Consider the following 23,275-nt stretch of genomic DNA (forward strand, 5'->3'; position numbering starts at 1 on the left):
AGTGACACCCATAACGTAACAGCCAGTCGGGTTTACCCCTGACTGGCTGTTACGTTAATTCACAATAACCGATTATTTCTTCTTAGCGTATTTCAGTGAGTCTAATGCGACGGCAAAGATAATGATCGCACCTTTAATAATATACTGCCAATAAGGGTTCACACCGATATAAGTTAATCCGTAGTTAATAACGGTAAAGATAATTACCCCTGTCACTACGCCGATAACGGTACCAACACCACCACTAAAGGACACACCGCCCACCACACAGGCGGCAATCGCATCCAACTCGTACATAAAGCCAAGGTTGTTAGTCGCACTACCGATACGGCCTGCTTCCAACATACCGCCGAAAGCATAGAACACACCGGACAAGGCATAGATCATGATCAAGTTTAGTGGCACATTCACACCAGAAACTTTTGCCGCTTCCGGGTTACCGCCGATGGCAAAAATATTCTTACCAAAGCGAGTTTTATTCCACAGCACCCAGACAAAGCCGATAGCAATCAAAGCATAGAAGGTAATATAAGACAGTTTGAAATCACCAAATCGTAAGAACCCTTGAGCAAAGGTTGAGAATGCCGGATCAAAACCTGCAATCGGTGATGCGCCAACGAAATCGTAATACAGGGAGTTAATCCCGTAGACGATAATCATCGTACCTAATGTGGTAATAAATGGAGTCACATTCAGGTAAGCAATGATAATACCGTTGACCAAACCAATAATCGCACCAATCAGACAGACGGTTAAAATAACAATCGGAATCGGCACTGTGTGTAAATCAGGGAAAACTTTATTAACGTTATCCATTGCTTGCAACATGGTCGCCGCAACTACCGCCGCCAAACCTACCTGACGGCCGGCTGACAGGTCGGTCCCTTGGGTAACAATCAGCCCTGCCACACCCAGTGCGATAATAATACGCACCGATGATTGGGTTAGAATGTTACTTAAGTTCATCAGACTTAAAAACGTCGGATCCTTAACAATAATAATTGCCAGTAATACGAACAACACCACATAAATCCCGCTCTCTTTAAGGTAAGTGAGCATACTTTTCTTATTTAACGCATTCATAATAAGAACCTTCGACTAGATTAGAGATGCAAGGATGCAAGACGTAATATTTCATTTTGCGTGGTTTGCTTAGTATCAACAATTCCCGCAACCTGACCATTACTCATTACTAAAATTCTGTCAGTGATCCCTAGTAGCTCAGGCATTTCAGAGGAGATAATAATAATCCCTTTGTCTTTCTTCGCTAATTCAGTCATTAACTGATAGATTTCAAACTTAGCACCGACATCAATACCTCGAGTCGGCTCATCCAACATTAATATTTCTGGTTGAGTCAGTAGCCAACGGCCAATAATTACTTTCTGCTGGTTACCACCGGATAAAGAGCCAATACTGGTACGGTGACCGGGCGTTTTTACACGCATCGCATCGATAACCCATTGGGTATCGCTCTTCATGCGCGTATTATCCAGCAGCCCAAATTTATTTTTATAGTTACGGATATTAGAGATCAGGGAATTAAAACCCACATCGAGATAAGCGTAAATCCCGGTTGAGCGGCGCTCTTCAGTTACCAGTGCAAACCCATGATTAATGGCTTCATTGGCACTATGGTTATTAATACTTTTGCCATGTAACTTAATGGTCCCGGCCACTTTTTCGCGGATACCAAATAAGGTTTCAACAATATCGGTGCGCTTGGCCCCAACCAAGCCAGCAATCCCCAAAATCTCGCCTTTATGCAAATCAAAGGAGACATCACGGATCGAGGGTTGGCGCAGCGAGGTCAGATTTTTCACTTCCAGAATGACTTCACCCGGCGTGTTCAGGCGATCAGGGAAACGCTGACTCAGTGAGCGCCCCACCATCATTGAGATTATCTGATCCATGGTCAGCCCTTCCAGCGGCTGGGTAGTAATCCACTGACCATCACGCAAAATAGTGATTTCATCACACAGTTGGAATATTTCTTCCATCTTGTGAGAGATATAAACAATGCCGCAGCCACGCTCTTTCAATTTACGAATAATCGTAAATAGATGATTAACCTCTTTCTCAGTTAATGAAGAGGTCGGTTCATCCATAATGACGATTTTGGCGTTATAAGAGAATGCTTTGGCAATCTCGATCATTTGCATTTGAGATACTGATAATGTTGCGACTTTATCGCGGGGATCAATATCAATATCCAATTCATCAAAGATAGCTTTGGTATCTTTGTACATTTTATCTTGATCGACAAAAAAACCTTTGGTTGGGTAACGACCCAGCCACATGTTGTCCATCACTGTACGTTGTAACACCAGGTTTAATTCCTGATGAACCATAGAGACACCGTGCTCTAATGCTTCTTTAGAGCTTTTAAATTCTATTTCTTGCCCCTGAAAGAGAATACTCCCGGAGTCTTTTTTATAGATACCAAACAGACATTTTAATAGCGTTGACTTACCTGCACCATTTTCTCCCATTAATGCATGGATCGAACTTGGCCGCACTTTAAGATTTACGTTATCTAACGCCTTTACACCCGGAAATGATTTATTGATATTACTCATTTCCAGCAACCACTCACGGGGTTGTGCTGTATTAATATCGGCCATAGTTATACCTGGCTAAGAATTGCCACTCACCTGCGAAATAAATACCTTATTCGCCGATAAGTGCATATTCAAAATAAGGATCAATGCAAAAAAACCTTCGGCCCCGGTGCTGGTTACCCAATATCGGGGCCAGAAGGTTAATAATTACTGCTTTACCCTTAGCACTGACACGGCTTTGGGCACCACCTATCACGACAGGCTGTTATTTAGTAAATTCAGCCAGGTTATCTTTATCAACACCTACATACGGAATACGTACGATTTTGTTTTCGATTTTCCAGTTAGTCCCTTCAGCAGCAGGTTTACCGGCAGCCAGATTTTTAACTAAATCGAAAGTTGCTTTAGCTTGATTGTTGGCATCGTTCAATACGGTACCGGCCATTTGGCCTGATTTCACCAGCGCTAACGCTTCTGGCAAGGCATCAACACCAAATACTGGAATACTGGTTTTGTTATGGGCTTTCAAGGCTTCTACTGCACCCATCGCCATCGCATCGTTGTTAGCAATAACCACTTCGATCTTGTTGGCGTTAGGGCCAGATAACCAGGCATCCATTTTATCTTTAGCTTGCGCGGTATCCCACATTGCAGTATCTAACTGCAATTGTTGAGTCGGCAGACCTTTTTCATTCAACGTTTTAATGACATAAGTTGTACGTGCTTCAGCGTCTGGGTGACCCGGCTCGCCTTTCAACAGCACAAATTGGATTTTGCCATCTTTATTCAGATCCCATGCTGGGTTGGCTTTCCAGTGTTTCGCAATCAGCTCACCCTGAATAACACCAGACTCTTTAGAGTCAGTCCCTACATAGTAAGCTTTATCGTAACTATCCAATGCCTTACGTGAAGGTTCTTTGTTATAGAACACGATCGGCACATCGTTGCCGCGTGCTTTATCAATAACAACCGGTGCTGCTGCTGGGTCGACCAGGTTAATGGCTAGCCCTTTCACACCTTTAGCCAGCAATACGTCAATCTGATCGTTTTGCTTGGACTGGTCATTTTGGGAGTCATTCATCAGTAAGGTAACGTCAGGAGATGCTTTAGCATCTTTCTCGATAGCTTTACGGACCACGGACATAAAGTTGTCATCATATTTATAAATAGTGACACCAATACGGGTATCAGCTTGAGCAGCCGCGCCAAACATCATGCTGGCAACCAGGGTCGCTAATGTGAAAACCTTCTTATTCATTTGTATCTCCGGGTTTATGTAGGGTAGTACAGGGTGATAACACCGTCGCCTTAACGTGAGAAAGACCCATCGTTCAAAGCTGCTGACACTGAATATCTATCGTCCTTGAGCGCACTCCACTCCGAGAAAGCCGCCTGAGTCGTCAAAAACCATGCCACTTACAAACTCAACATCTGCGGAACGCGTGTTTGTAAATTACTATTCTAAAACCCGCTACCGTGTGTTTTTTTATCCGGTAACCGATGACATATTGATACATTCAGGTAGAAAACAACTAGAGCATAGACGGGCCGTTGTTAAGAATCTGTGAATTTTCTCACAGATTGAAAACGGTTACACAAGAATAAATACGTAACTAGTGAGCGACCCCACAAATTGCGACAGAATGACGCGGTACCAATGTGGGTTTAAAACAATAAGCCGCGTGCGGGTCTGGCGGATGACTGGCCCCTTCAAGTGCCAGCTCGGTGGCTAAAGTTGCCATAGAAACAATAGGATAACGCACTGTGGTCAATTTGGGGCTGGTATAGCGGGCAATAGGGATATCATCAAAGCCCACCAGCGAAAACTGCTCAGGGACACTGATACCGTTTTCTTTCAACACCGCCAGCGCACCAGCAGCCATTGAGTCGTTATAGGCAAACACCGCACTGAGCTGTAAATTGCGCCCCAGCAAGTCAATCATGGCACGCTCCCCCCCAGCCAGATCAGGAGTACCAAATGCTCGCCAACTGTCAGGAGCAGTGATACCGGCGGTCTCAAGCGCATTTAGGTAACCCGTTTGACGCTGGATAACATCATCAATGGGGTGGTTGGAACCGAGAAAACCGATACGTTGGTGCCCTTGTTTAAGCAGTAAACGGCATGCCATTTGCGCACCGCTAACATTGTCTAATCCTACACAACGGTGCTCAAACCCAGGAATAATCCTATTAATCAGAACCATACCTGGAACCTGGTCTAAAAAAGCGATTAACTCACCGTCACTCAATGCCTTAGCGTGAACAACCAATGAATTACAGCGTTGACGCAGTAGCACTTCAATGGCATGACGCTCTTTATCGGCCTGGTGGTAGCTATTACCAATCAACAGATATTTTTGATGTCGTTGGGCTACGGTGTCTACCGCTTTCACCAAGGCACCAAAAAAGGGATCAGAGACATCCATCACCACCACACCGACAGTATCGCTACTTTGTGTTGCCAGTTTTTGTGCATTAGCATTTGGGCGGTAGCCCAGTTCTGACACCGCTTTCAGCACTGCGGCGCGCGTTTCTGGCCGAATAGCAGCGCTGTTATTGAGGACACGGGATACCGTAGCCAGCGAAACGCCAGCCCGCGAGGCCACATCACGAATGGTGATACTATTTCCAGATGAATGCAGAGCAGCCATGACCTTATCCTGTGAATAAGTAACCATGCGCGTGTTGATGTGAACTGGGCATGGCAGGTGGCTTATCCTACCCAGTTTGTTGAATTTGCCACGTGAAATGCGTCACAAGAAAGAAAACGTTTACATACAAATTTGCAACCCGCTCGATCATTTTTACTTTACAGACGCATTCAGGGCTTAGTGTTGCGTGGTTGTAACGATTGACCGCAAGCATAGGCGGTCAATTTTCGCCATAACCACTCGAGTGGCCCTTGGGCAAAGTAATGCAGCCATAGCAGGGAGAATAGGATATTACACAGCCAGACCAGTGGAACAATCGCGAGGAGTTGTAGGCGGTCAAGCTGTTGATATAAGCCGAAGTGATAGAAAATCAACGTACATATCAATGTTTGCAGTAAATAATTACTCAGAGCCATGCGCCCTACCTGTGCCAACCAATGATTGACACGCCAACCGGATATTGTGGGACCGAAGCCATACAGCAGAGCCAGATAGCCCACAGCCTGTAATGGAGCCCCTAACTCACGGGGAACTTGCAACAAAAAACCGCTCCAACGGTAATCCCAGCCCACTGCCCATTGCAGTGCCACCCCAGGTATTTGGATAACTAATGAAAGCGGTATCAAACATGCCGCAAGCAAACGGTAGTGGCGCAAGCTAAAATCACCGCGTAGCCAGCCAGAACGCATTAACCCAGCACCAAATAACATCGAGCCAGCCAGCTCCCAGCCATATTGGGCGCCGATAGCAATCAAATTGGATGACAACAGATCTAACCGATTCTTCCAGGCTTCCATGCCCCCCTGCAACTTCCAAAATTGCTCATATTGCAGATCCGCAGGCCCCGGCTGCCAAAATCGCCCCGGTTCGCCATTAGTGATAAACCCCAGTAACAGCAATACCGCGACACCCACTAAATAAAGCACCGCACCGGTACGCAACAAACTGGCGGCATCTTTGGCATCACGAATCATTCGCCAACACACCAGACCGATCAAACCATAAGCAAATAGAATGTCTCCATCCCAGAAAAAGATACCGTGAATTAATCCCAGTAATAGCAATAAGGAAAGTCGCGCCCGAATCCAGCTCTTGCCGCGTTTAAGTAATAGCTCAAGGCCCGCACCAAACAGAATGGCGAAAATAGATAAGAACTTGGCCTGTGCCACAATATCGAGAATGGCCCAAGTCCAGGCATCGGATAGCGAAGGAAGGCCCAGATAGGCCGGATTAAGATAAGCAGCCTTTGACAGACCGAAGGCGCTGATATTAAGCAGCAGAATGCCAAGGATGGCCAGCCCTCGCGCACTGTCTAACGTTGCGATGCGTTGACGCATACCCGACATCCTGTGTACGGGCACCCACTGGTACCCTCTCTGGAAAAGGCTAATTAGCCGTTGTGACGTTAGCTATTATGACGAACAGCACGCAGGAATTCCTGGCGCGTATTCTGGCTAGATTTGAATAACCCGCCTAATGATGTCGTGGTGGTCGCACTGGTAGCATCACGAATACCGCGCGCTTTAACGCAATAATGCACCGCATCGATAGAAACTGCGACATTATTAGTGCCTAACAGTGTCTGTAGTGCCAACAGGATTTGCTGTGTCAGCCGCTCTTGCACTTGCGGGCGCTGAGCAAAGAACTGCACGATACGGTTGATTTTAGATAAACCAATCACACTGTCTTTGGGAATATAAGCGACAGTGGCTTTACCATCAATAGTGACAAAATGATGTTCGCAGGTACTGGTCAGGGTGATATCTCGTACCGTGACCATTTCATCGACCTTCATTTTATTCTGAATCAGGGTGATTTTGGGGAAATTTTCGTAATCCAGTCCAGAGAAAATCTCATCAACATACATTTTGGCAATACGTCTTGGCGTATCCGCCAGACTATCGTCAGACAAATCAAGATTCAGCAATTGCATGACTTCAGTCATATGCGCTTGAATCTTGGTTTTACGCGTTTGGGCATCTAACTCTTGTTTGCGCAGCGGGGTTTCAAGACCACGGGCCAGCAATGCCTCATGAACCAACTCAGCTTCTTTACTTAGCGATGACATTCTTTTCTCCAGCAGGCGTACACATCCGAACAGTATAAACATGATGTAGATCACGTTCGGATTTTGCTCCCCACTTTAGTTGAGAGCAAAATGATTATCCAGTGATTGTTATTCATATCGAATCGTTATTTACATCATGATGAAATAGTTGCATTTGGTGCATCCACTGTAGCGTAAATCAACCGGTAACTGTTTCCTGAGCGCGACGTGGCGTTTTGATAACCAACCCTCCAGCAATGAACAGTGCCACCACTGCCACGTACAGCGCAGGCTCTAACCGGTGAGTCAAGGTTGTTGAGATAGCGGATAATATTGGGCCAACCAGTTGTCCGATAGCATAACCGGTGGTCAGTAAACCAGCCATATAGCGGGTGTGTTGCGGTGCCAGCTCCCGGCCATGCTGCAATGAAAGTTGCACCACACTCAGGAAACCGCCACCGGTCAGTAATGCCCCTAATGCCAACCCACTAACTCCCGGCACTAGCTCCGCGCACAATACCCCCAATGCCTGTACCCAGAGTGTTAATGCCAAGCGGGTTTGCGAACTCAGGCAATGGCGGGTCAAAATACCGATAGTGATCCCTATCACCGCCGCGCCACCAAACACCGGCCAGACAAACTGGGCAAACAGGCTATCTGGGAAGCGCGCTGCTGCCATTTGCGATAAAAATGTTGCGGGCAGAATATAACCGAATCCCGCCAGACTGTAGCTCCACACCAGGCGCTTGAGTGCTGGCGTTAAGGTCAGTGGAATCGCAGCGATATGCGGGCGATGTAGTTCCCCACTTCGCGGCAGATTAATACTGATCATGGCAATAATAACTAACGCCAATACACCATAGACCAGCCAAGCTTCTGCGGCCGATAAGCCATAGCTATGAATAACCACTGCCAACATACCGCTGATGAATATGCCCGCGCCTGGTCCGGCAAATACTGCGGCACTGAGTGCCGGACGGCCAAAGTGGGCCAGACGTTCATTGGTCCAGGCGGCGATAAGTACCATCGACCAACCACTGGCCCAGCCAATGGCAAAACGTACCACGCCATGCCACCACGGCCCATCAACTACTGCGGATAGCAGCGTAAGCGTTACCGCTCCCCACAATCCGAGCCATAAACGGCGCTCCACATGGCGGCTGGCACGCATAGCATCAAAAGCGCCAAACAGGTATCCCAGATAATTAAAGGCTGCCACCAGCCCGGCACCGGTTAGGGTGAACTGATGCTCTGCGATCATTAGCGGTACTTGCGGCGTAAAAGCAAAACGGCCAATTCCCATCGCCACCACTAACGCGAGAAAACCACTTAATGCAATTCTTAATGCCATCTGCCCTGCCCATTGTTTGCTGACAGATAATTCCTGCCAGACGGTTAAAAGAAAGTTGCCAATATCATGCCTGAGCATTAGAATCACAAAAAATGAATAATACTAACTAAGTTCATCACAAAAAGAGAACACCTATGGACCTGACCCAGCTACGCATGTTTTGCTGTGTAGCAGAAACCGGTTCCGTTGCCCGGGCAGCGGAGCAGATGCACCGCGTCCCGTCAAATTTGACGACCCGCCTGCGCCAACTTGAAGTTGAGCTGGGTGCCGACCTGTTTATCCGTGAAAAACAGCGCCTGCGGCTCTCCCCTATGGGCCATAACTTCCTCTGTTATGCCAACCGGATCCTGGCGCTAAGCGAAGAGGCAATGCGCATTACGCATGCTGGCGAACCGGCGGGTAATTTCCCGTTAGGCTCGATGGAAAGCACTGCTGCCACCCGTCTGCCTAATTTGCTGGCGGCCTATCATCAGCGCTACCCACAGGTGTCCTTATCGCTGATCACCGGGACGTCTGGTGAAATCATCGAGCAGGTACGGGCTGGGACACTGGCGGCAGCGCTCGTTGATGGGCCAGTTCAACATGATGAACTGCACGGTTGTCGCTCTTTCGACGAACAACTGGTGATCATTTCTTGTTTGGACCACCCTCCGATTATGCAAGCCCGCGATGCGGTGGATGAGACACTGTTTGCCTTTCGCCCCAGCTGCTCTTACCGCTTGCGCCTGGAGAGTTGGTTCCGTCAGGCCGGTGTCTTACCGGGCCATATTATGGAAATCCAGTCTTACCATGCCATGCTGGCCTGTGTTGCCAGTGGTGCCGGGCTGGCATTGATACCCCATTCCGTATTGGCGCTACTGCCGGGCCATGAACGGGTACAAGTTCATGCCTTACCGGCTGATATTGCCGATACCGCAACTTGGCTTATCTGGCGTAAAGATGCCTTTAGCCCCAATGTCCGCACCTTAAAAGAACTGATTATCGAGCAGATTGAAATTCAGTGACTTATCTGACGGCTTGCCGCTTATCGGCCATAATTTATACAAACCATGTTGACTTACGTCCAGACAGCCAGATGCAACATATTAGACACATAAACAATTAATTTATATAACAGTCACCACACAGAAGCTATAGGAGCAACACCATGCAGATGATTAAAACTCGCGCCGCAGTCGCATGGGGGCCAAACCAGCCGCTATCGGTTGAAGAAGTTGATTTGATGCCACCGCAGAAAGGCGAAGTGCTGGTACGGATTGTCGCCAGTGGCGTATGCCACACCGATGCCTACACCTTGTCAGGCAAAGATCCCGAAGGGATATTCCCAGTGATCCTCGGCCATGAAGGTGGTGGGATTGTAGAAGCAATCGGCGAAGGTGTTACCAGCGTTGCAGTGGGTGATCACGTCATTCCGCTGTACACTCCAGAATGCGGTGAATGTAAATTCTGCCGCTCCGGTAAAACCAATTTGTGTCAGGCGATCCGCAGCACTCAGGGCAAGGGTTTGATGCCTGATGGCACCACTCGTTTCTCTAAAAATGGCCAACCGATCTTCCATTACATGGGGACTTCAACCTTCTCTGAACTGACAGTGGTACCGGAAATATCACTGGCAAAAATCAATAAAGAAGCGCCATTAGAAGAAGTTTGTCTGCTCGGTTGTGGCGTCACCACCGGCATGGGGGCTGTGATGAACACAGCAAAAGTCAAACCGGGCGACACTGTCGCCATCTTCGGCTTGGGTGGCATTGGTTTATCGGCAGTGATTGGGGCGAAAATGGCTGGCGCTAGCCGCATCATTGGTATTGATCTCAATACCAGTAAATTCGAGCTGGCCCGCAAACTGGGCGCAACAGACCTGATTAACCCGAAAGATTATGATAAACCTATTCAGGATGTGATCGTCGAGCTGACCGATGGCGGCGTAGATTTCTCCTTTGAATGTATTGGTAACGTCAATGTTATGCGCTCAGCGCTTGAGTGCTGTCATAAAGGCTGGGGCGAATCAGTCATCATTGGTGTTGCTGGTGCCGGTGAAGAGATTTCGACTCGTCCATTCCAATTGGTCACAGGCCGCGTATGGCGTGGCTCAGCATTTGGTGGCGTTAAAGGACGCTCCGAGTTACCGGGCATCGTGCAGCAATATCTGGACGGTAAATTCGCTCTGAATGATTTTATTACCCATACCATGGGGCTAGATCAAATCAACGAAGCCTTCGATTTGATGCATGAAGGTAAATCTATCCGTACCGTGATCCATTTTAATCATTCTTCACAAAACAAATAAGGCAAGGAGGCAGGCAACGCATGAATACGTCACTTGAACTTCTCGAAGAGCACCGGATGTTTGGCGGGTGGCAGCAACGCTATCGCCACACCGCCAGCAGCCTGAATTGCAATATGACCTTCAGCATCTATCTGCCCCCCTTACGGGATGACAACCCGCCACCGGTGCTTTACTGGCTGTCGGGTCTGACCTGTAATGATGAAAACTTTACATTGAAAGCCGGTGCTCAGCGGGTGGCCGCTGAGTTGGGTCTGGTACTGGTTATGCCGGATACCAGCCCACGTGGCGATGATGTGCCGAATGACGAAGGTTATGATTTAGGACAAGGCGCGGGGTTCTACCTCAACGCAACACAAGCCCCTTGGTCTAAACATTTTCAGATGTATGATTATATCAGCCAAGAGTTACCGGCTTTGATCGCCCAACATTTCAGAGTGAGTGACCGTCAGTCTATCTGTGGCCATTCAATGGGGGGGCACGGGGCATTGATGCTAGCACTGCGTAACCCGCAGCAATACCAATCAGCTTCGGCCTTTGCGCCGATAGTCAATCCGTGTCAGGTGCCTTGGGGGCGCAAAGCCTTGACTGCGTATTTGGGTACCGATGAGAGTCAGTGGTTGCAATATGATAGTTGCCACTTACTTACACATGCGCACACCCAACTGCCGATGCTGGTAGATCAAGGTGATGGTGATCAGTTTCTGGCTGACCAGTTACAACCGGCAAAATTAGCTGAATTGGCGCGACAGCGCGATTGGCCACTGACACTTCGTATTCAACCGGGTTATGACCATAGCTATTTCACCATAGCCACATTTATTGAAGATCACTTACGCTTCCATGCGGAATTCTTACATCCGTAATCGATGTAATTAACGTGATTATCAATCATAACTATTTTAAGCCCTACGGGGCTTTTTTATTTTAACGTAGAAATGCATAGTTATTCCCGTTACAGTTATAGCAATTAACAATCGAAAAATTAAAAAAACATGATAGCTAATCACATTCCATACAAACATATCTATAAATAAAAATATTGATAAATTCCAAAAATATAATTACAAATAAACAGTAAGAATCTTTTTGGTACTTAATTACATTCAAAGATAATTATTTAAATGGAGTATTATATGAATATTTCAAAGCAATCAGATGATGAAGAAATAAAATACAGCCACTTAATAGCACTAAAAGGTAAGTTGCAATCATTAGAAGAATCATTTAAGAGTAATGCATTTTATATAAATGACAATGAAATAGAAAAAATAAAAAACAATACCCTGCGAAGCAAAATAACAGCATGGAACTGGTCAAGAAGCTTTGCTGAAGAATAGAAAAACATGAACCATTCAGAAATTATTGGTTAGGCCATAAATCATTAATGGCCTAACCTTGCTCCACATAGCAGTAACAATGAAAGCAATTCAATACACCTTATAGGTTTCAATATGTAGGAAGGAAGGCAGAAATAAACGCATCCAACACATTTACGTCTTGAAATCATGGGGATAAATAAATTGAGATATTCTTGTATGTTTACAAGTGAATTCATTAATGATGTAAAGCTTAGCCCGATGGCAAGTATATTAGCGATAATAATAACGGCTTTAGGTATGCTCTCATCATTTTTAGTATTACTGCTTTATTTAACGGATAGAAGTATTGAAAATTACCACAATGACCACGCACAAATATATCGCATAGAAACTCAGTTTAACTTGCCAAACGGTGACGATGTAAAATCAGCACAAGTACCTTTTCCATTGATTCCAGCATTGCAGAATGCAAAGAACATTAAAGAGGTTATCTATGCACTACGTCTATTTACAGACTTACAAGTGAATGACCAAACTCACAGCAAAGTAGAGATTTATACCGTTAGTCCGAATTTCTTCAATGTCATTAATCCCTATAAACTGAGTAATGATCAACCTAATCTATATGAACCAAATACTTCTCAATACCGCCCTCATCTGACCCAGAATGAAATTATTATTACGCCAGAATTTAATCGTCAATATCTTCATCTGGATAATCCGGTCGGGCACGTTATCACCTTAGGGAACAAAGGCCAATTCGTCATTAAAGATATGGTTAGTTTGCATAAGGATAGCCGTTTTAAAACCAACGCCGTGATTGCATTTTCTCCCGAACTCATAGATGGCTATCATGATAAAAGGCATGATTGGTACGATATGCACGCTTATGCCTTTATTACAATGGACGCAGGAGAAAAACCCGATTCTGAACAATTGGGTACACTCGTTACCCGTTACGCCCCCCAACCCCCTGGAGCACCATTCAGCCCCGAAGAGTTCATTCAATTATCTGCACGTAATATTACCGATATCCATTACGATAATGGGTTACCTGATGAGATCAGCACAGTTATTGCAAAATCCTATTTATACAGCTTATATGCAGCCGGTATTTTTATATTTCTAACAACCACCATGAACTTTTTTAATGTTAACAATGTAATAAATACCAATAAAAAAAACAGTTTCCAGATAAAGAAATCGCTCGGAGCCTCTCGTTATCAACTATTGACTGAAGCACTTTCCATCGCACTGCTTCAAGCCTTTTTTGTACTCCTGTTAGCAATCCTCTTTCTGATTGTTTTAATACAGCTATCTACAGGCGTTAAAGAGTTAATTCTCATTCAAGAAACTAAAACATTACTAGCCTCCTTCTTTTTTACATTGATTTCAATTTATACAGAAATTCTCATTTCTCATATAACATATCTATATGTTACCGTTTTTCCCAATCAATCTGGCCATTATAATATTTATAATCAACAGCCAATATCACGCTACGTCCATCAAGGAGCACTGTGCATACAAATAACAATCGCAGGCATAATAGTTTACTTATGGGCAGGAATATTGACACAGAATGATTTTATGCAGCATCATAATTTTGGTTATGAAAAAGACAATATAGTGACATTTACTTTAAGTGATGAGTTAATTGATCAAGCAGCAATAAATAGTTTACAAAATGAATTGAAGAATACTGTAAATATAGAGTCTATCGCACTTAGTAGCTGGCAACCCTTTGACATGTCGAGGACAAACACGTCAATATTTCATCTTAATCAGCAAGAGAAAGATAAGTTAGTAACAGTAAATACACTTAATGCTAATAAACACTTCCTTGATACCTGGGGAGTTAAGGTATTAGCAGGGTATGATAATGTGCTAATGCCGAGTGATGATAATAATATTGTCCATGCGGTAGCAACTCAATCCTTTATGACTTTAATGGGGCAACATTCCTATGATGAAACATTGAATAGCATATTTTACATTAATGATAATGACTCTGAACATAAAATAAGAATCCTTAGAATAATAAATGATTTTTATCTTGCAGATGTCAATAAAAACACCACACCACTATTGATATTTATTGAAAACAAGTCCCAACGATATGGCGCATTAAAATTGCAATATATACAGGATCTTGGGGAAGTTAAAAAAACACTTGAGCGATATCGGGTTAACCCCACGCAAATACAAACAGTGGAACATTTACATCAAGCATATTTCAATACGAATAGACTTATGCAAAAAACAGCTAATTTTGTTGCCATACTTTCAATTTTATTAATATTAATAAGCACGGTAATCATCAGTATATCCGAAACCAAACGAATCGGTAAGACATTAAGAATAATGGAGTCTATTGGTGGTTCTATTTATACCCATATCGTTTTCTTTATACAGCAAAATATCGCCCCCATTATTTTTGCTGCTATAATAGCATTCTCGATGGGTTTCTTTTTATTGCATCGATGGTTGGTTCAATACCATGCTGTGGATAATCTTTCATACGTCAATGCCACTGCTACACTTTTTATTTTCATAATTAGCATAGTTGTCATTATGACTATTACGCTGATCTTTAATAATGACAACATAAATACCAAAAAGAAACAATAAATACATGGATATAAAAATTGAAAAAAATGCACATACAAACTTACGCATAACGTTAATTATTATAGGTGTATCACTTATACTGATTGCCTGTTTTTTTTACATTTACTCTTTATTCACAAGCCAAAATACGTTATTAGTTGCGCGGGAAAACACTATTTTCATTACGGTTAAGCCTGAGGAATTTCAGGACGTATTAATTACACGTGCCATTACGGTACCGAAGGAAAGCACGATTATATCAAGTGAACGTGGGGGGAAAGTCATTGAAATTGCCAAAAAAGCTTTTGAAGCGGTTAACAAAGGTGATGTTATCGTTCGTTTATCCAATTATGATTTCATGTTAGAAACAACCTCCAGAATGGCAGATATCGCCGAACAAATAAATAATCTGCGTAATATGAAAATGCGATTGGAACAAGATAATCGAGATACCAAACTCAGCCTACAAGAAGCTCAACACCAGATCGAGGTTGTTAGCAAAAACCTTGTCAGGCATCAAGTCCTCGATACAAAATCGATGATTGCAAAATCAGAGTTAGAAAACCAAAAAGATATACTGAAAAATTGGAAAACTAAGAGTGAGATATTACTAGAACATAATAACAAAAACCAAAAATCACTTCCTAAGCAATTAAATAATATTAATGACTCTATTTTATTACTTGAACGAATGATGGGAATGATTGAAACGGGCATCGATCAATTAGTAATAACTGCACCTATTGACGGCTCTTTATCTGTTTTGGACATTGAGTTAGGCCAGCAAATAAAGCCTGGTGAAAAAATAGCAGTCGTAGATAATTTCAATTCATATTATTTCAATGTTTTTTTGAGTGAATATTACTTGGATAAGATAAAACCACAAACTCGTGTTATTGCAAAAATAAATGGCCAGGATATTGTACTGCTTATTGAATCGGTCTCCACAGTTATTGATAATGGCAAGTTTAAGGCAAAGCTGACACCGACTCAATTAAACAAAGTCCCGCTAAAAAGAGGCCAATCTATTGAAATAGAAATCTCATTGCAAGATGAGAAAGAGAAGATATTATTAGTACTCAATGAAAGTATTACTTCAGATAAACATGGGGGTAACTACCTCTATATCTACCAACAAAAACATGATCATGCGATTAAAACTAAAGTAGAAATTAAGCGCCGCAACGCAGAAAAAACAGAAATAACAGCAGGACTAAATTCAGGTCAACGTATTATCATCCCTTCATATTCAAACAGTAACCAATATAATATAATTGAGTTTAAATAATATGCTAAACATACAAAATGCAGAAAAGTGTTTCATAACAAAAACGATTAAAACCCGGGTATTTCATCACCTGAACCTCGCTGTGGAACAAGGTGAATTCGTATCAATTATGGGTCCATCAGGATCGGGGAAATCGACTCTGCTCAACATTATAGGCATGTTTGACTCACTTGATAGTGGCTCACTTACCTTAGCAGGAAAGGATGTCGTATCCCTAAGTTACTCACAACGAATTATATTAAGGCGTGAGTTGATAGGCTATATTGTTCAATCATTTAATCTTATTCCACATTTATCAATATTCGATAATATTGAGTTACCACTGAAGTATCGCCATGTTGCAAAAAAAGAACGTATTGAACGCGTTAATCGGATTTTAAACCTTTTTGCTATCGAGAATCGTAGAGATCATAAACCAATGCAATTATCGGGTGGTCAGCAACAACGAGTCGCCATTGCTCGTGCCATGGTATCCAATCCAGCATTATTGTTAGCTGATGAGCCAACCGGTAACTTGGACAGTAAAAACACCCGAAATGTACTTGAACAATTAAGCAGAATAAATCAGACCGGAACAACCATAATAATGGTCACACACTCAGATGAAGCCGCCAAATATGGTAATAGAATAATAACCATGAGAGATGGAAAATTAACTTAAAAACAGGAGCGTAACATGCGTGATATAATACCCATCGTAAACATAGATAGCGTTAATATTAGAGACGTAAATATTAGAAAACTGGAGGAATTAACCTCGCATGAATATAAAGCATTATCGGCCTATCTCATCGGGAAGATCCCTGCTAGCCAATTATTGGCTGGTGATGAGTTAACTCTATTTAATAAAGAGTTAACTCATCATATGGAGGTAAAAGCAATTAATGTAGGTTTCGCACTATAACTCAACCTCTTGCCCTTTGCGGTGCAGGCGCAATGAAACCAGGAAGGTGACGAAGCACATTGCCGAAACGTACCAAAAGAAGCTGTTTTCCATATCAAAAGACTTAAGAGACAGCGCCACATATTCAGCACTACCACCAAACATGGCATTTGCAACTGCATAAGACAGGCCGACACCCAGTGCCCTCACTTCCGGTGGGAACATCTCTGCTTTTAGTAATCCGCCAATAGAGGTATAAAAACTGAGAATAATCAGGGCGGTAATAATCAGCATAAACGCAATATATGGACTGGTTACCCCTTTAAGGGCGTGCAGAATAGGTACTGTTAATAACATTGATAATAGGCCAAACGTTAACATAGATGTACGCCGGCTGATACGATCGGATAATGCACCAAATAAGGGCTGCACTAGCATAAAAATAAATAATGCAGCCGTCATTACCAAACTGGCGGTTTTTACATCCATTCCGGCGGTATTGACTAAATACTTTTGCATATAAGTGGTGTAGGTATAAAAAGAAAGAGAGCCACCCGCGGTGAAGCCTAGTACCATAATAAATGCGCGACGGTTCTTCCATAGCCCTTTCAAACTACCCGCATCTTTCTTATTACGGTTCTTCTCATCCTAGGTTTCATTCAGTGAACGGCGTAAGTAAAGAGCAACCACTGCCAACAGTGCGCCCAGAACAAAAGGAATACGCCAGCCCCAACTGTGCAATACCTCTGATGAAAGTGTTTGCTGTAATAGAACCAGCACCAATAATGCCAGCAATTGGCCGCCAATTAATGTGACATATTGGAACGAAGCATAAAACCCTTTGTGCCCTTTCACTGCGACTTCACTCATATAGGTGGCACTGGTACCATATTCGCCCCCAACAGATAACCCCTGGAATAAACGGGCGACTAACAGTAAGACCGGTGCCAGGCTACCAATTGACGCATAGGTTGGCAGGCAAGCAATCATCAACGAACCGGCACACATCATATAGACCGAAATCAACATGGATAACTTGCGGCCATGTTTGTCAGCAATATAACCAAATAACCAGCCGCCAATCGGCCGCATCAAAAAACCAGCAGCAAAAACACCGGCAGTCTGCACTAATTGGGTGGTTGGATTATCACTGGGGAAAAAAAGCGGGGCAAAATAGAGCGCGCAAAAAGAGTAAATATAGAAATCAAACCATTCAACCAAATTCCCAGAAGAGGCCCCAACAATGGCTCGTATCCGTTGCCGGGTATCTGCTTTATCTGTCAGACGTGCTGATGTTCCCTGACCTTCTACCACAGTAGTGTCTAATGAAGTTGTTTCAACCATAATGATGCGTCTGCCACATTGTTAAACGTCCATGCCATATAAGCTCAGAACCGAGAAATCACAGACACTGAACTCTCATTTTTATATTGTTAGATTGTTATATATTGGTAACATTATCGTTTCAATGAGAGTTATAGCGCAGAGAGTAGTTTAGGAAAAACCTCAATTTCCTTTGTGATGTCAATTACATAAATATGTTAAGTCGACTGTTTGGTGAAGGTTTTTTTGTGAGCGGCACGACAGAAAAAAACGGGAACAGTACGTAGTCAAAGTGACGATAAGTGGCCAGCACAGCGATTTTGCTGACCCTGTATTCGTCTGCCCTTTTCTGTCTAGAAAGCAGATCCTGGCTGTAAAAGAAAAGCCTGTTCCTCTGCACTTGAGACTCGCCCGAGGATATGATTGCGGTGTGGGTAACGGCCAAAGCGATCAATAATCGCTTTATGGCGTAACTCATAATCAAGCTGATTGTCATTACCCAATTCGGTAAAGAGTTCTAATGCCTGTTTATGAATAAGCGCCGATTCGGAATGCATAAAAGGAAGATAAAGAAAGCCGCGTTGAATATCAGATAATTGTTTCGTCTGACCACTGCTGATTGCTTCCTGCGCTAGCACCAGCGCCATCCCGTCACAAGAAAATGATGCAGGTAAATCACGGAACAGGTTTCTGCTGAATTGATCCAGTATCAATATTTCCGCCAAACGCCCTTCAATTTTAAACCGCCAGTGGGCCAATTCCCCCTTTGATGCCGCTTGCCAAACCGGGCCAAACCGCTTGCGTAGCAGAGCATCAAAATCCTCATCCTTTTTGAACCACAACGCCGGGTCCATCTCGTTAAACCAAAAGTCCAGAATCGATTGATACTCCATGTCACACCCCTGTGTTGCCTGCCGAAGGTTTATACCCATGAAAATAATAGCACTGATCAAGGCAGTATCAATCTATCGTCTCTTTGCGCCGCCATCCATTCACCCACCTGACAATCTCTGCCATAATGGTTTCATTATTTGATGGTAGCTCAGCACCCATAATTACCTCTAGCTAACGGTGCACACTGACCACGGAGTCCAGCATGGATCACAGTAATACCTCGGATTTACTCTCTCTCGAACAAGCTCTGACTAAAATGCTGTCGCAGGTTACGCCATTGCAGGCAACAGAAATCATCGCATTGACCGAAGCGGCGGGACGTATCACCGCCAGTGCAATTACATCACCGATTGCTGTGCCCCCCTTCGCCAATTCAGCCATGGACGGATATGCCGTGCGTTGTAATGAGCTTAGCAGCACATTACCGCTGCCGGTGGCCGGCAAGGCTTTTGCCGGTGCACCGTTTAAAGGTGAGTGGCCAGCCAATACTTGCGTGCGAATCATGACCGGTGCCCCTATTCCTGAGGGAGCCGATGCCGTCATCATGCAAGAACAGGCCGTGGCTGGCGAACAAGGTGTCATATTCAATAGCCAGGTGCAGGTTGGGCAAAATATCCGCTTGCCGGGTGAAGATATCCAACAGGGTGCTGCCGTTTTCCCCGCGGGGGTAAAATTAGGCGCGGCGCAATTACCGCTACTCGCCTCATTAGGCATTGCAGAGATTGCCGTGTTTCGCACACTGAAAGTGGCTATTTTCTCTACCGGCGATGAATTGCAACCAGTCGGGCAGCCCTTAGGCGAAGGACAGATTTACGATACTAACCGCTTCGCGGTACGGTTGATGCTGCAACAGTTAGGCTGCCAAATAGTTGACCTTGGCGTGATCCGTGACGATCAACTCGCATTGCGCAAAGCATTTGAACAAGCCGATGCCGCCGCTGACCTTGTTATCAGCAGTGGTGGTGTCTCGGTGGGTGAAGCGGATTACACCAAACAGATGCTGGAAGAGTTAGGCGATATCGGTTTCTGGAAGTTGGCGATAAAACCCGGCAAACCGTTTGCTTTCGGCAAATTGGATAACGCCTGGTTCTGCGGCTTACCGGGTAATCCGGTCTCGGCGGCGCTAACATTCTATCAGTTGGTACAACCCCTTATTGCTAAACTCTCCGGCCATGCGGGGTGGCGTCCACCACTGCGCCTCAACGCGGTCGCGGCGACAAAATTGAAGAAATCCCCCGGCCGTTTAGATTTTCAACGCGGTATTTTCTCCACCAATGCTAACGGTGAATTGGAAGTACGCACCACAGGTCATCAGGGGTCTCACGTATTCAGTTCATTCAGCCAAGGTAACTGCTTTATTGTGCTGGAACGAGAACGCGGTTCTGTCTCGGTCGGTGAAACAGTTGAAATCGAACTGTTTAACGGGCTATTGGGGCAATAAATTGTACATGGTGGAGAGGCTGAGATGCTGCCAGAACTGACCGATGCCCAAGCCCTGCGTTATAACCGGCAAATCGTGCTGCGCGGTTTTGATTTTGACGGTCAGGAAAAACTGAATGCTGCCAAGGTGTTAATCGTTGGATTAGGGGGGCTAGGATGCGCAGCCGCACAATATCTGGCAGCAGCAGGCGTGGGCCACCTTACCCTGCTGGATTTTGATACGGTTTCGCTTTCCAACCTGCAGCGGCAGGTTTTGCATCGCGATAATCGTATCGGAATGTCAAAAGTGGCCTCTGCGGCACTGACGCTGTCTGAAATGAACCCTCATTTGGCACTGAAATCCATTGATGGTCAGTTAGATGACCAACAACTCGCGGCAACCATTGCTGAACATCAGTTGGTGTTGGATTGTACCGATAATGTCACCAGCCGCGAGCAACTCAATCGACTGTGTCATGCACAACGTAAACCACTGGTTTCAGGTGCAGCAATTCGCATGGAGGGGCAAATTAGTGTTTTCACTTATCAGCCAAACCAACCCTGCTATCGCTGCCTCAGTCGGTTATTCGGTGACAATGCACTGACCTGTGTTGAAGCCGGGGTAATGTCGCCCTTGGTGGGGATTATTGGTAATTTACAAGCGATGGAAACCATAAAGCTGTTAGCTGATTATGGTCAGGTGATATCTGGGCGCATATTGATGTATGACGCCGCAACGGCAGAGTTTCGGACCATGAAGCTAGCCAAAGATGCCCACTGTGAAGTCTGTGGCAAAGATTAGCCGCCTATTTAGCGCAAAAAAAAAACTGATGCAATGCATCAGCTCTCTTATCAACACACCATCAACTAATCAGGACTGAATACCCTGGCTACGCAGATAGTCTTCGTAGTTACCGGTAAAGTCGATCAGCTTGCCTGGTGTCATTTCAATCACTCGGGTTGCCAAAGAACTGACGAACTCACGGTCATGGGAAACGAAGATTAGCGTACCTTCGTACATTTCCAATGCCATGTTCAGCGCTTCAATCGATTCCATATCCAAATGGTTGGTTGGCTCATCCATTACCATGATGTTAGGGCGCTGCATCATCAGCTTACCAAACAACATCCGCCCTTTCTCACCACCAGACAAGACCTGTACTTTCTTCTTGATATCGTCCTGGCTAAACAGCAAACGGCCCAGCACACTGCGCACAGCCTGCTCGTCGTCTTTTTCCTGTTTCCACTGACTCATCCAGTCAAATACCGTCAGATCGATTTCGAAGTCGCTGGCGTGATCCTGCGCATAGTAACCGATCTTACTGTTTTCAGACCATTTCACGGTGCCAGAATCCGGCTCATAATCCCCAACCAAGGTTTTCAGCAAAGTAGATTTACCGATACCGTTAGGTCCGAGGATAGCCACTTTTTCACCCACTTCGAGGCGCAAATCCAGTTTTTTAAACAGCGGACCGTCATCAAAACCTTTGGTCAACAGTTCAACTTCCAGCGCATTACGGAACAGTTTTTTATCCTGATCAAAGCGGATAAACGGGTTCTGGCGGCTAGACGCTTTCACTTCATCAAGCTGAATTTTATCAATCTGACGAGCACGAGACGTCGCCTGTTTGGATTTAGAGGCGTTGGCACTAAAGCGGCTAACGAAAGATTGCAGCTCAGAAATCTGGGCCTTTTTCTTGGCGTTATCTGACAGCAGACGATCGCGAGCTTGTGTCGCCGCCGTCATGTATTCGTCATAGTTACCCGGATAAACACGCAGTTCGCCGTAATCCAGATCCGCCATGTGGGTACACACCATGTTCAGGAAGTGACGGTCATGGGAAATAATGATCATGGTGCTACTACGTTCGTTCAGCACTTGCTCCAACCAGCGGATAGTATCGATATCCAAGTTGTTGGTCGGTTCATCGAGTAACAAGATTTCCGGGTCTGAGAACAGGGCTTGCGCCAGCAATACACGCAATTTAAAACCAGGAGCGATTTCGCTCATCAAGCCATAATGTTGTTCAACCGGAATACCGACACCAAGCAGTAATTCACCGGCACGTGCTTCTGCGCTGTAACCATCCATTTCACCGTAGGCAACTTCCAGATCAGCCACTTTATAGCCGTCTGCTTCGCTCATTTCAGCCATAGCGTAGATGCGGTCGCGCTCTTCTTTTACTTCCCACAGCTCGCCGTGACCCATAATAACGGTGTCCAGCACTGTGTTGTTTTCAAAGGCGAATTGGTCCTGACGTAACTTACCCAGACGCTCATTCGGGTCAAGGAATACGTTACCGCCGCTAGGAACTAAATCACCGCCAAGGATTTTCATGAAGGTGGATTTACCACAGCCATTAGCGCCGATCAGACCATAGCGATTACCGCCACCGAATTTTACTGAAATGTTTTCAAACAGCGGCTTGCTGCCGAATTGCATGGTGATATTGTTAGTACTTAGCACAGAGCTCGCTCTCGATTGGATTACTGAATAGGGATATTCAAGAATTATAGAAAATGTGATTCGGCGCGCATTATGCCACAAGATGGCAAGAGTATCGCCTCCAGTTTTGCACGAAATCTCAGCAAGCGCTTAAATCTGACGCTAAGTGGCTGCGGCAATAAAAGCTTGATGCCAC

Annotated in this window: 19 protein-coding genes and 1 pseudogene; 10 read left to right on the forward strand and 10 right to left on the reverse strand. The window is 44.8% G+C overall.

From position 1 onward, the window contains the following. Positions 1-72: 72 nt before the first annotated feature. From mglC to V1955_RS14630, 7 genes are all read right to left on the reverse strand, one after another. Positions 73-1,083: a galactose/methyl galactoside ABC transporter permease MglC gene (gene mglC, locus V1955_RS14600; protein ID WP_005187595.1), complete on the reverse strand. Its 1,011-nt coding sequence runs from the start codon at positions 1,081-1,083 to the stop codon at positions 73-75. Between the two features lie 20 nt (positions 1,084-1,103). Then, positions 1,104-2,624, reverse strand: coding sequence for a galactose/methyl galactoside ABC transporter ATP-binding protein MglA (gene mglA / locus V1955_RS14605; RefSeq protein WP_372568901.1), 1,521 nt, complete (start codon positions 2,622-2,624; stop codon positions 1,104-1,106). Between the two features lie 202 nt (positions 2,625-2,826). Further along, complete coding sequence (gene mglB, locus V1955_RS14610) at positions 2,827-3,819, reverse strand: galactose/glucose ABC transporter substrate-binding protein MglB (RefSeq protein WP_372558441.1); 993 nt, start codon at positions 3,817-3,819, stop codon at positions 2,827-2,829. A gap of 355 nt (positions 3,820-4,174) precedes the next feature. Further along, positions 4,175-5,212: an HTH-type transcriptional regulator GalS gene (gene galS / locus V1955_RS14615; protein ID WP_420071964.1), complete on the reverse strand. Its 1,038-nt coding sequence runs from the start codon at positions 5,210-5,212 to the stop codon at positions 4,175-4,177. A gap of 170 nt (positions 5,213-5,382) precedes the next feature. Continuing rightward, entirely contained in the window at positions 5,383-6,549 is a 1,167-nt protein-coding gene (yeiB, locus tag V1955_RS14620) for a DUF418 domain-containing protein YeiB (protein WP_083159389.1), read from the reverse strand. 68 nt (positions 6,550-6,617) lie between these two features. After that, positions 6,618-7,280, reverse strand: coding sequence for a GTP cyclohydrolase I FolE (gene folE / locus V1955_RS14625; RefSeq protein WP_042569448.1), 663 nt, complete (start codon positions 7,278-7,280; stop codon positions 6,618-6,620). 178 nt (positions 7,281-7,458) lie between these two features. After that, a complete protein-coding gene (locus V1955_RS14630; protein ID WP_083163778.1) occupies positions 7,459-8,610 on the reverse strand; it encodes a YbfB/YjiJ family MFS transporter in 1,152 nt (383 codons plus the stop codon). 134 nt (positions 8,611-8,744) lie between these two features. Between V1955_RS14630 and ptrR the strand changes: the two genes are divergently transcribed. The 8 genes from ptrR (at position 8,745) to V1955_RS14670 (ending at position 17,018) form a co-directional block, all read left to right on the forward strand. Further along, on the forward strand, positions 8,745-9,614 hold the full coding sequence (gene ptrR / locus V1955_RS14635; RefSeq protein WP_083159403.1) for a putrescine utilization regulator PtrR: 870 nt from the start codon (positions 8,745-8,747) through the stop codon (positions 9,612-9,614). A gap of 143 nt (positions 9,615-9,757) precedes the next feature. Further along, positions 9,758-10,897, forward strand: coding sequence for an S-(hydroxymethyl)glutathione dehydrogenase/class III alcohol dehydrogenase (locus V1955_RS14640; protein WP_050311956.1), 1,140 nt, complete (start codon positions 9,758-9,760; stop codon positions 10,895-10,897). 20 nt (positions 10,898-10,917) lie between these two features. Continuing rightward, complete coding sequence (fghA, locus tag V1955_RS14645; protein ID WP_083159405.1) at positions 10,918-11,760, forward strand: S-formylglutathione hydrolase; 843 nt, start codon at positions 10,918-10,920, stop codon at positions 11,758-11,760. Positions 11,761-12,030: 270 nt separating this feature from the next. Then, positions 12,031-12,234 carry a darobactin family peptide antibiotic gene (darA, locus tag V1955_RS14650; protein ID WP_442821087.1) on the forward strand — a complete coding sequence of 68 codons (204 nt, stop codon included), beginning with the start codon at positions 12,031-12,033 and terminating at the stop codon, positions 12,232-12,234. A gap of 198 nt (positions 12,235-12,432) precedes the next feature. Next, positions 12,433-14,847, forward strand: a complete 2,415-nt coding sequence (gene darB, locus V1955_RS14655; protein ID WP_442821088.1) for a darobactin export ABC transporter permease subunit — start codon at positions 12,433-12,435, stop codon at positions 14,845-14,847. A gap of 4 nt (positions 14,848-14,851) precedes the next feature. Beyond that, complete coding sequence (darC, locus tag V1955_RS14660; protein ID WP_442821089.1) at positions 14,852-16,114, forward strand: darobactin export ABC transporter periplasmic adaptor subunit; 1,263 nt, start codon at positions 14,852-14,854, stop codon at positions 16,112-16,114. A 1-nt stretch (position 16,115) separates the two neighbouring features. Then, positions 16,116-16,775, forward strand: coding sequence for a darobactin export ABC transporter ATP-binding protein (darD, locus tag V1955_RS14665; RefSeq protein ID WP_442821090.1), 660 nt, complete (start codon positions 16,116-16,118; stop codon positions 16,773-16,775). Between the two features lie 15 nt (positions 16,776-16,790). Beyond that, positions 16,791-17,018, forward strand: a complete 228-nt coding sequence (locus tag V1955_RS14670) for a hypothetical protein (protein WP_372568897.1) — start codon at positions 16,791-16,793, stop codon at positions 17,016-17,018. On the opposite strand, the pseudogene V1955_RS14675 reads toward V1955_RS14670, so the two are convergent. Together V1955_RS14675 and V1955_RS14680 are read right to left on the reverse strand one after the other, a co-directional pair. Beyond that, positions 17,013-18,341: pseudogene (locus tag V1955_RS14675) on the reverse strand (MFS family transporter). The gene V1955_RS14670 and the pseudogene V1955_RS14675 sit on opposite strands and share 6 nt — an antisense overlap. A gap of 332 nt (positions 18,342-18,673) precedes the next feature. After that, the gene (locus V1955_RS14680) at positions 18,674-19,213 is read right to left on the reverse strand and encodes a DUF924 family protein (protein ID WP_372568895.1); all 540 of its coding nucleotides are present in this window, start codon (positions 19,211-19,213) and stop codon (positions 18,674-18,676) included. A gap of 203 nt (positions 19,214-19,416) precedes the next feature. On the opposite strand from V1955_RS14680, the gene moeA reads away from it, so the two are divergent. Both moeA and moeB read left to right on the forward strand, forming a co-directional pair. Next, positions 19,417-20,655 carry a molybdopterin molybdotransferase MoeA gene (moeA, locus tag V1955_RS14685; RefSeq protein WP_083159415.1) on the forward strand — a complete coding sequence of 413 codons (1,239 nt, stop codon included), beginning with the start codon at positions 19,417-19,419 and terminating at the stop codon, positions 20,653-20,655. Positions 20,656-20,679: 24 nt separating this feature from the next. Continuing rightward, a complete protein-coding gene (gene moeB, locus V1955_RS14690) occupies positions 20,680-21,435 on the forward strand; it encodes a molybdopterin-synthase adenylyltransferase MoeB (protein WP_193784691.1) in 756 nt (251 codons plus the stop codon). Between the two features lie 69 nt (positions 21,436-21,504). Here moeB and V1955_RS14695 read toward each other — a convergent pair whose 3' ends face one another. Beyond that, a complete protein-coding gene (locus V1955_RS14695) occupies positions 21,505-23,100 on the reverse strand; it encodes an ABC-F family ATPase (protein ID WP_071843536.1) in 1,596 nt (531 codons plus the stop codon). Positions 23,101-23,275 lie beyond the last annotated feature (175 nt).

This window comes from Yersinia sp. 2545 StPb PI (genome assembly GCF_052217125.1).
Taxonomy (GTDB): Bacteria; Pseudomonadota; Gammaproteobacteria; order Enterobacterales; family Enterobacteriaceae; genus Yersinia; species Yersinia enterocolitica_E.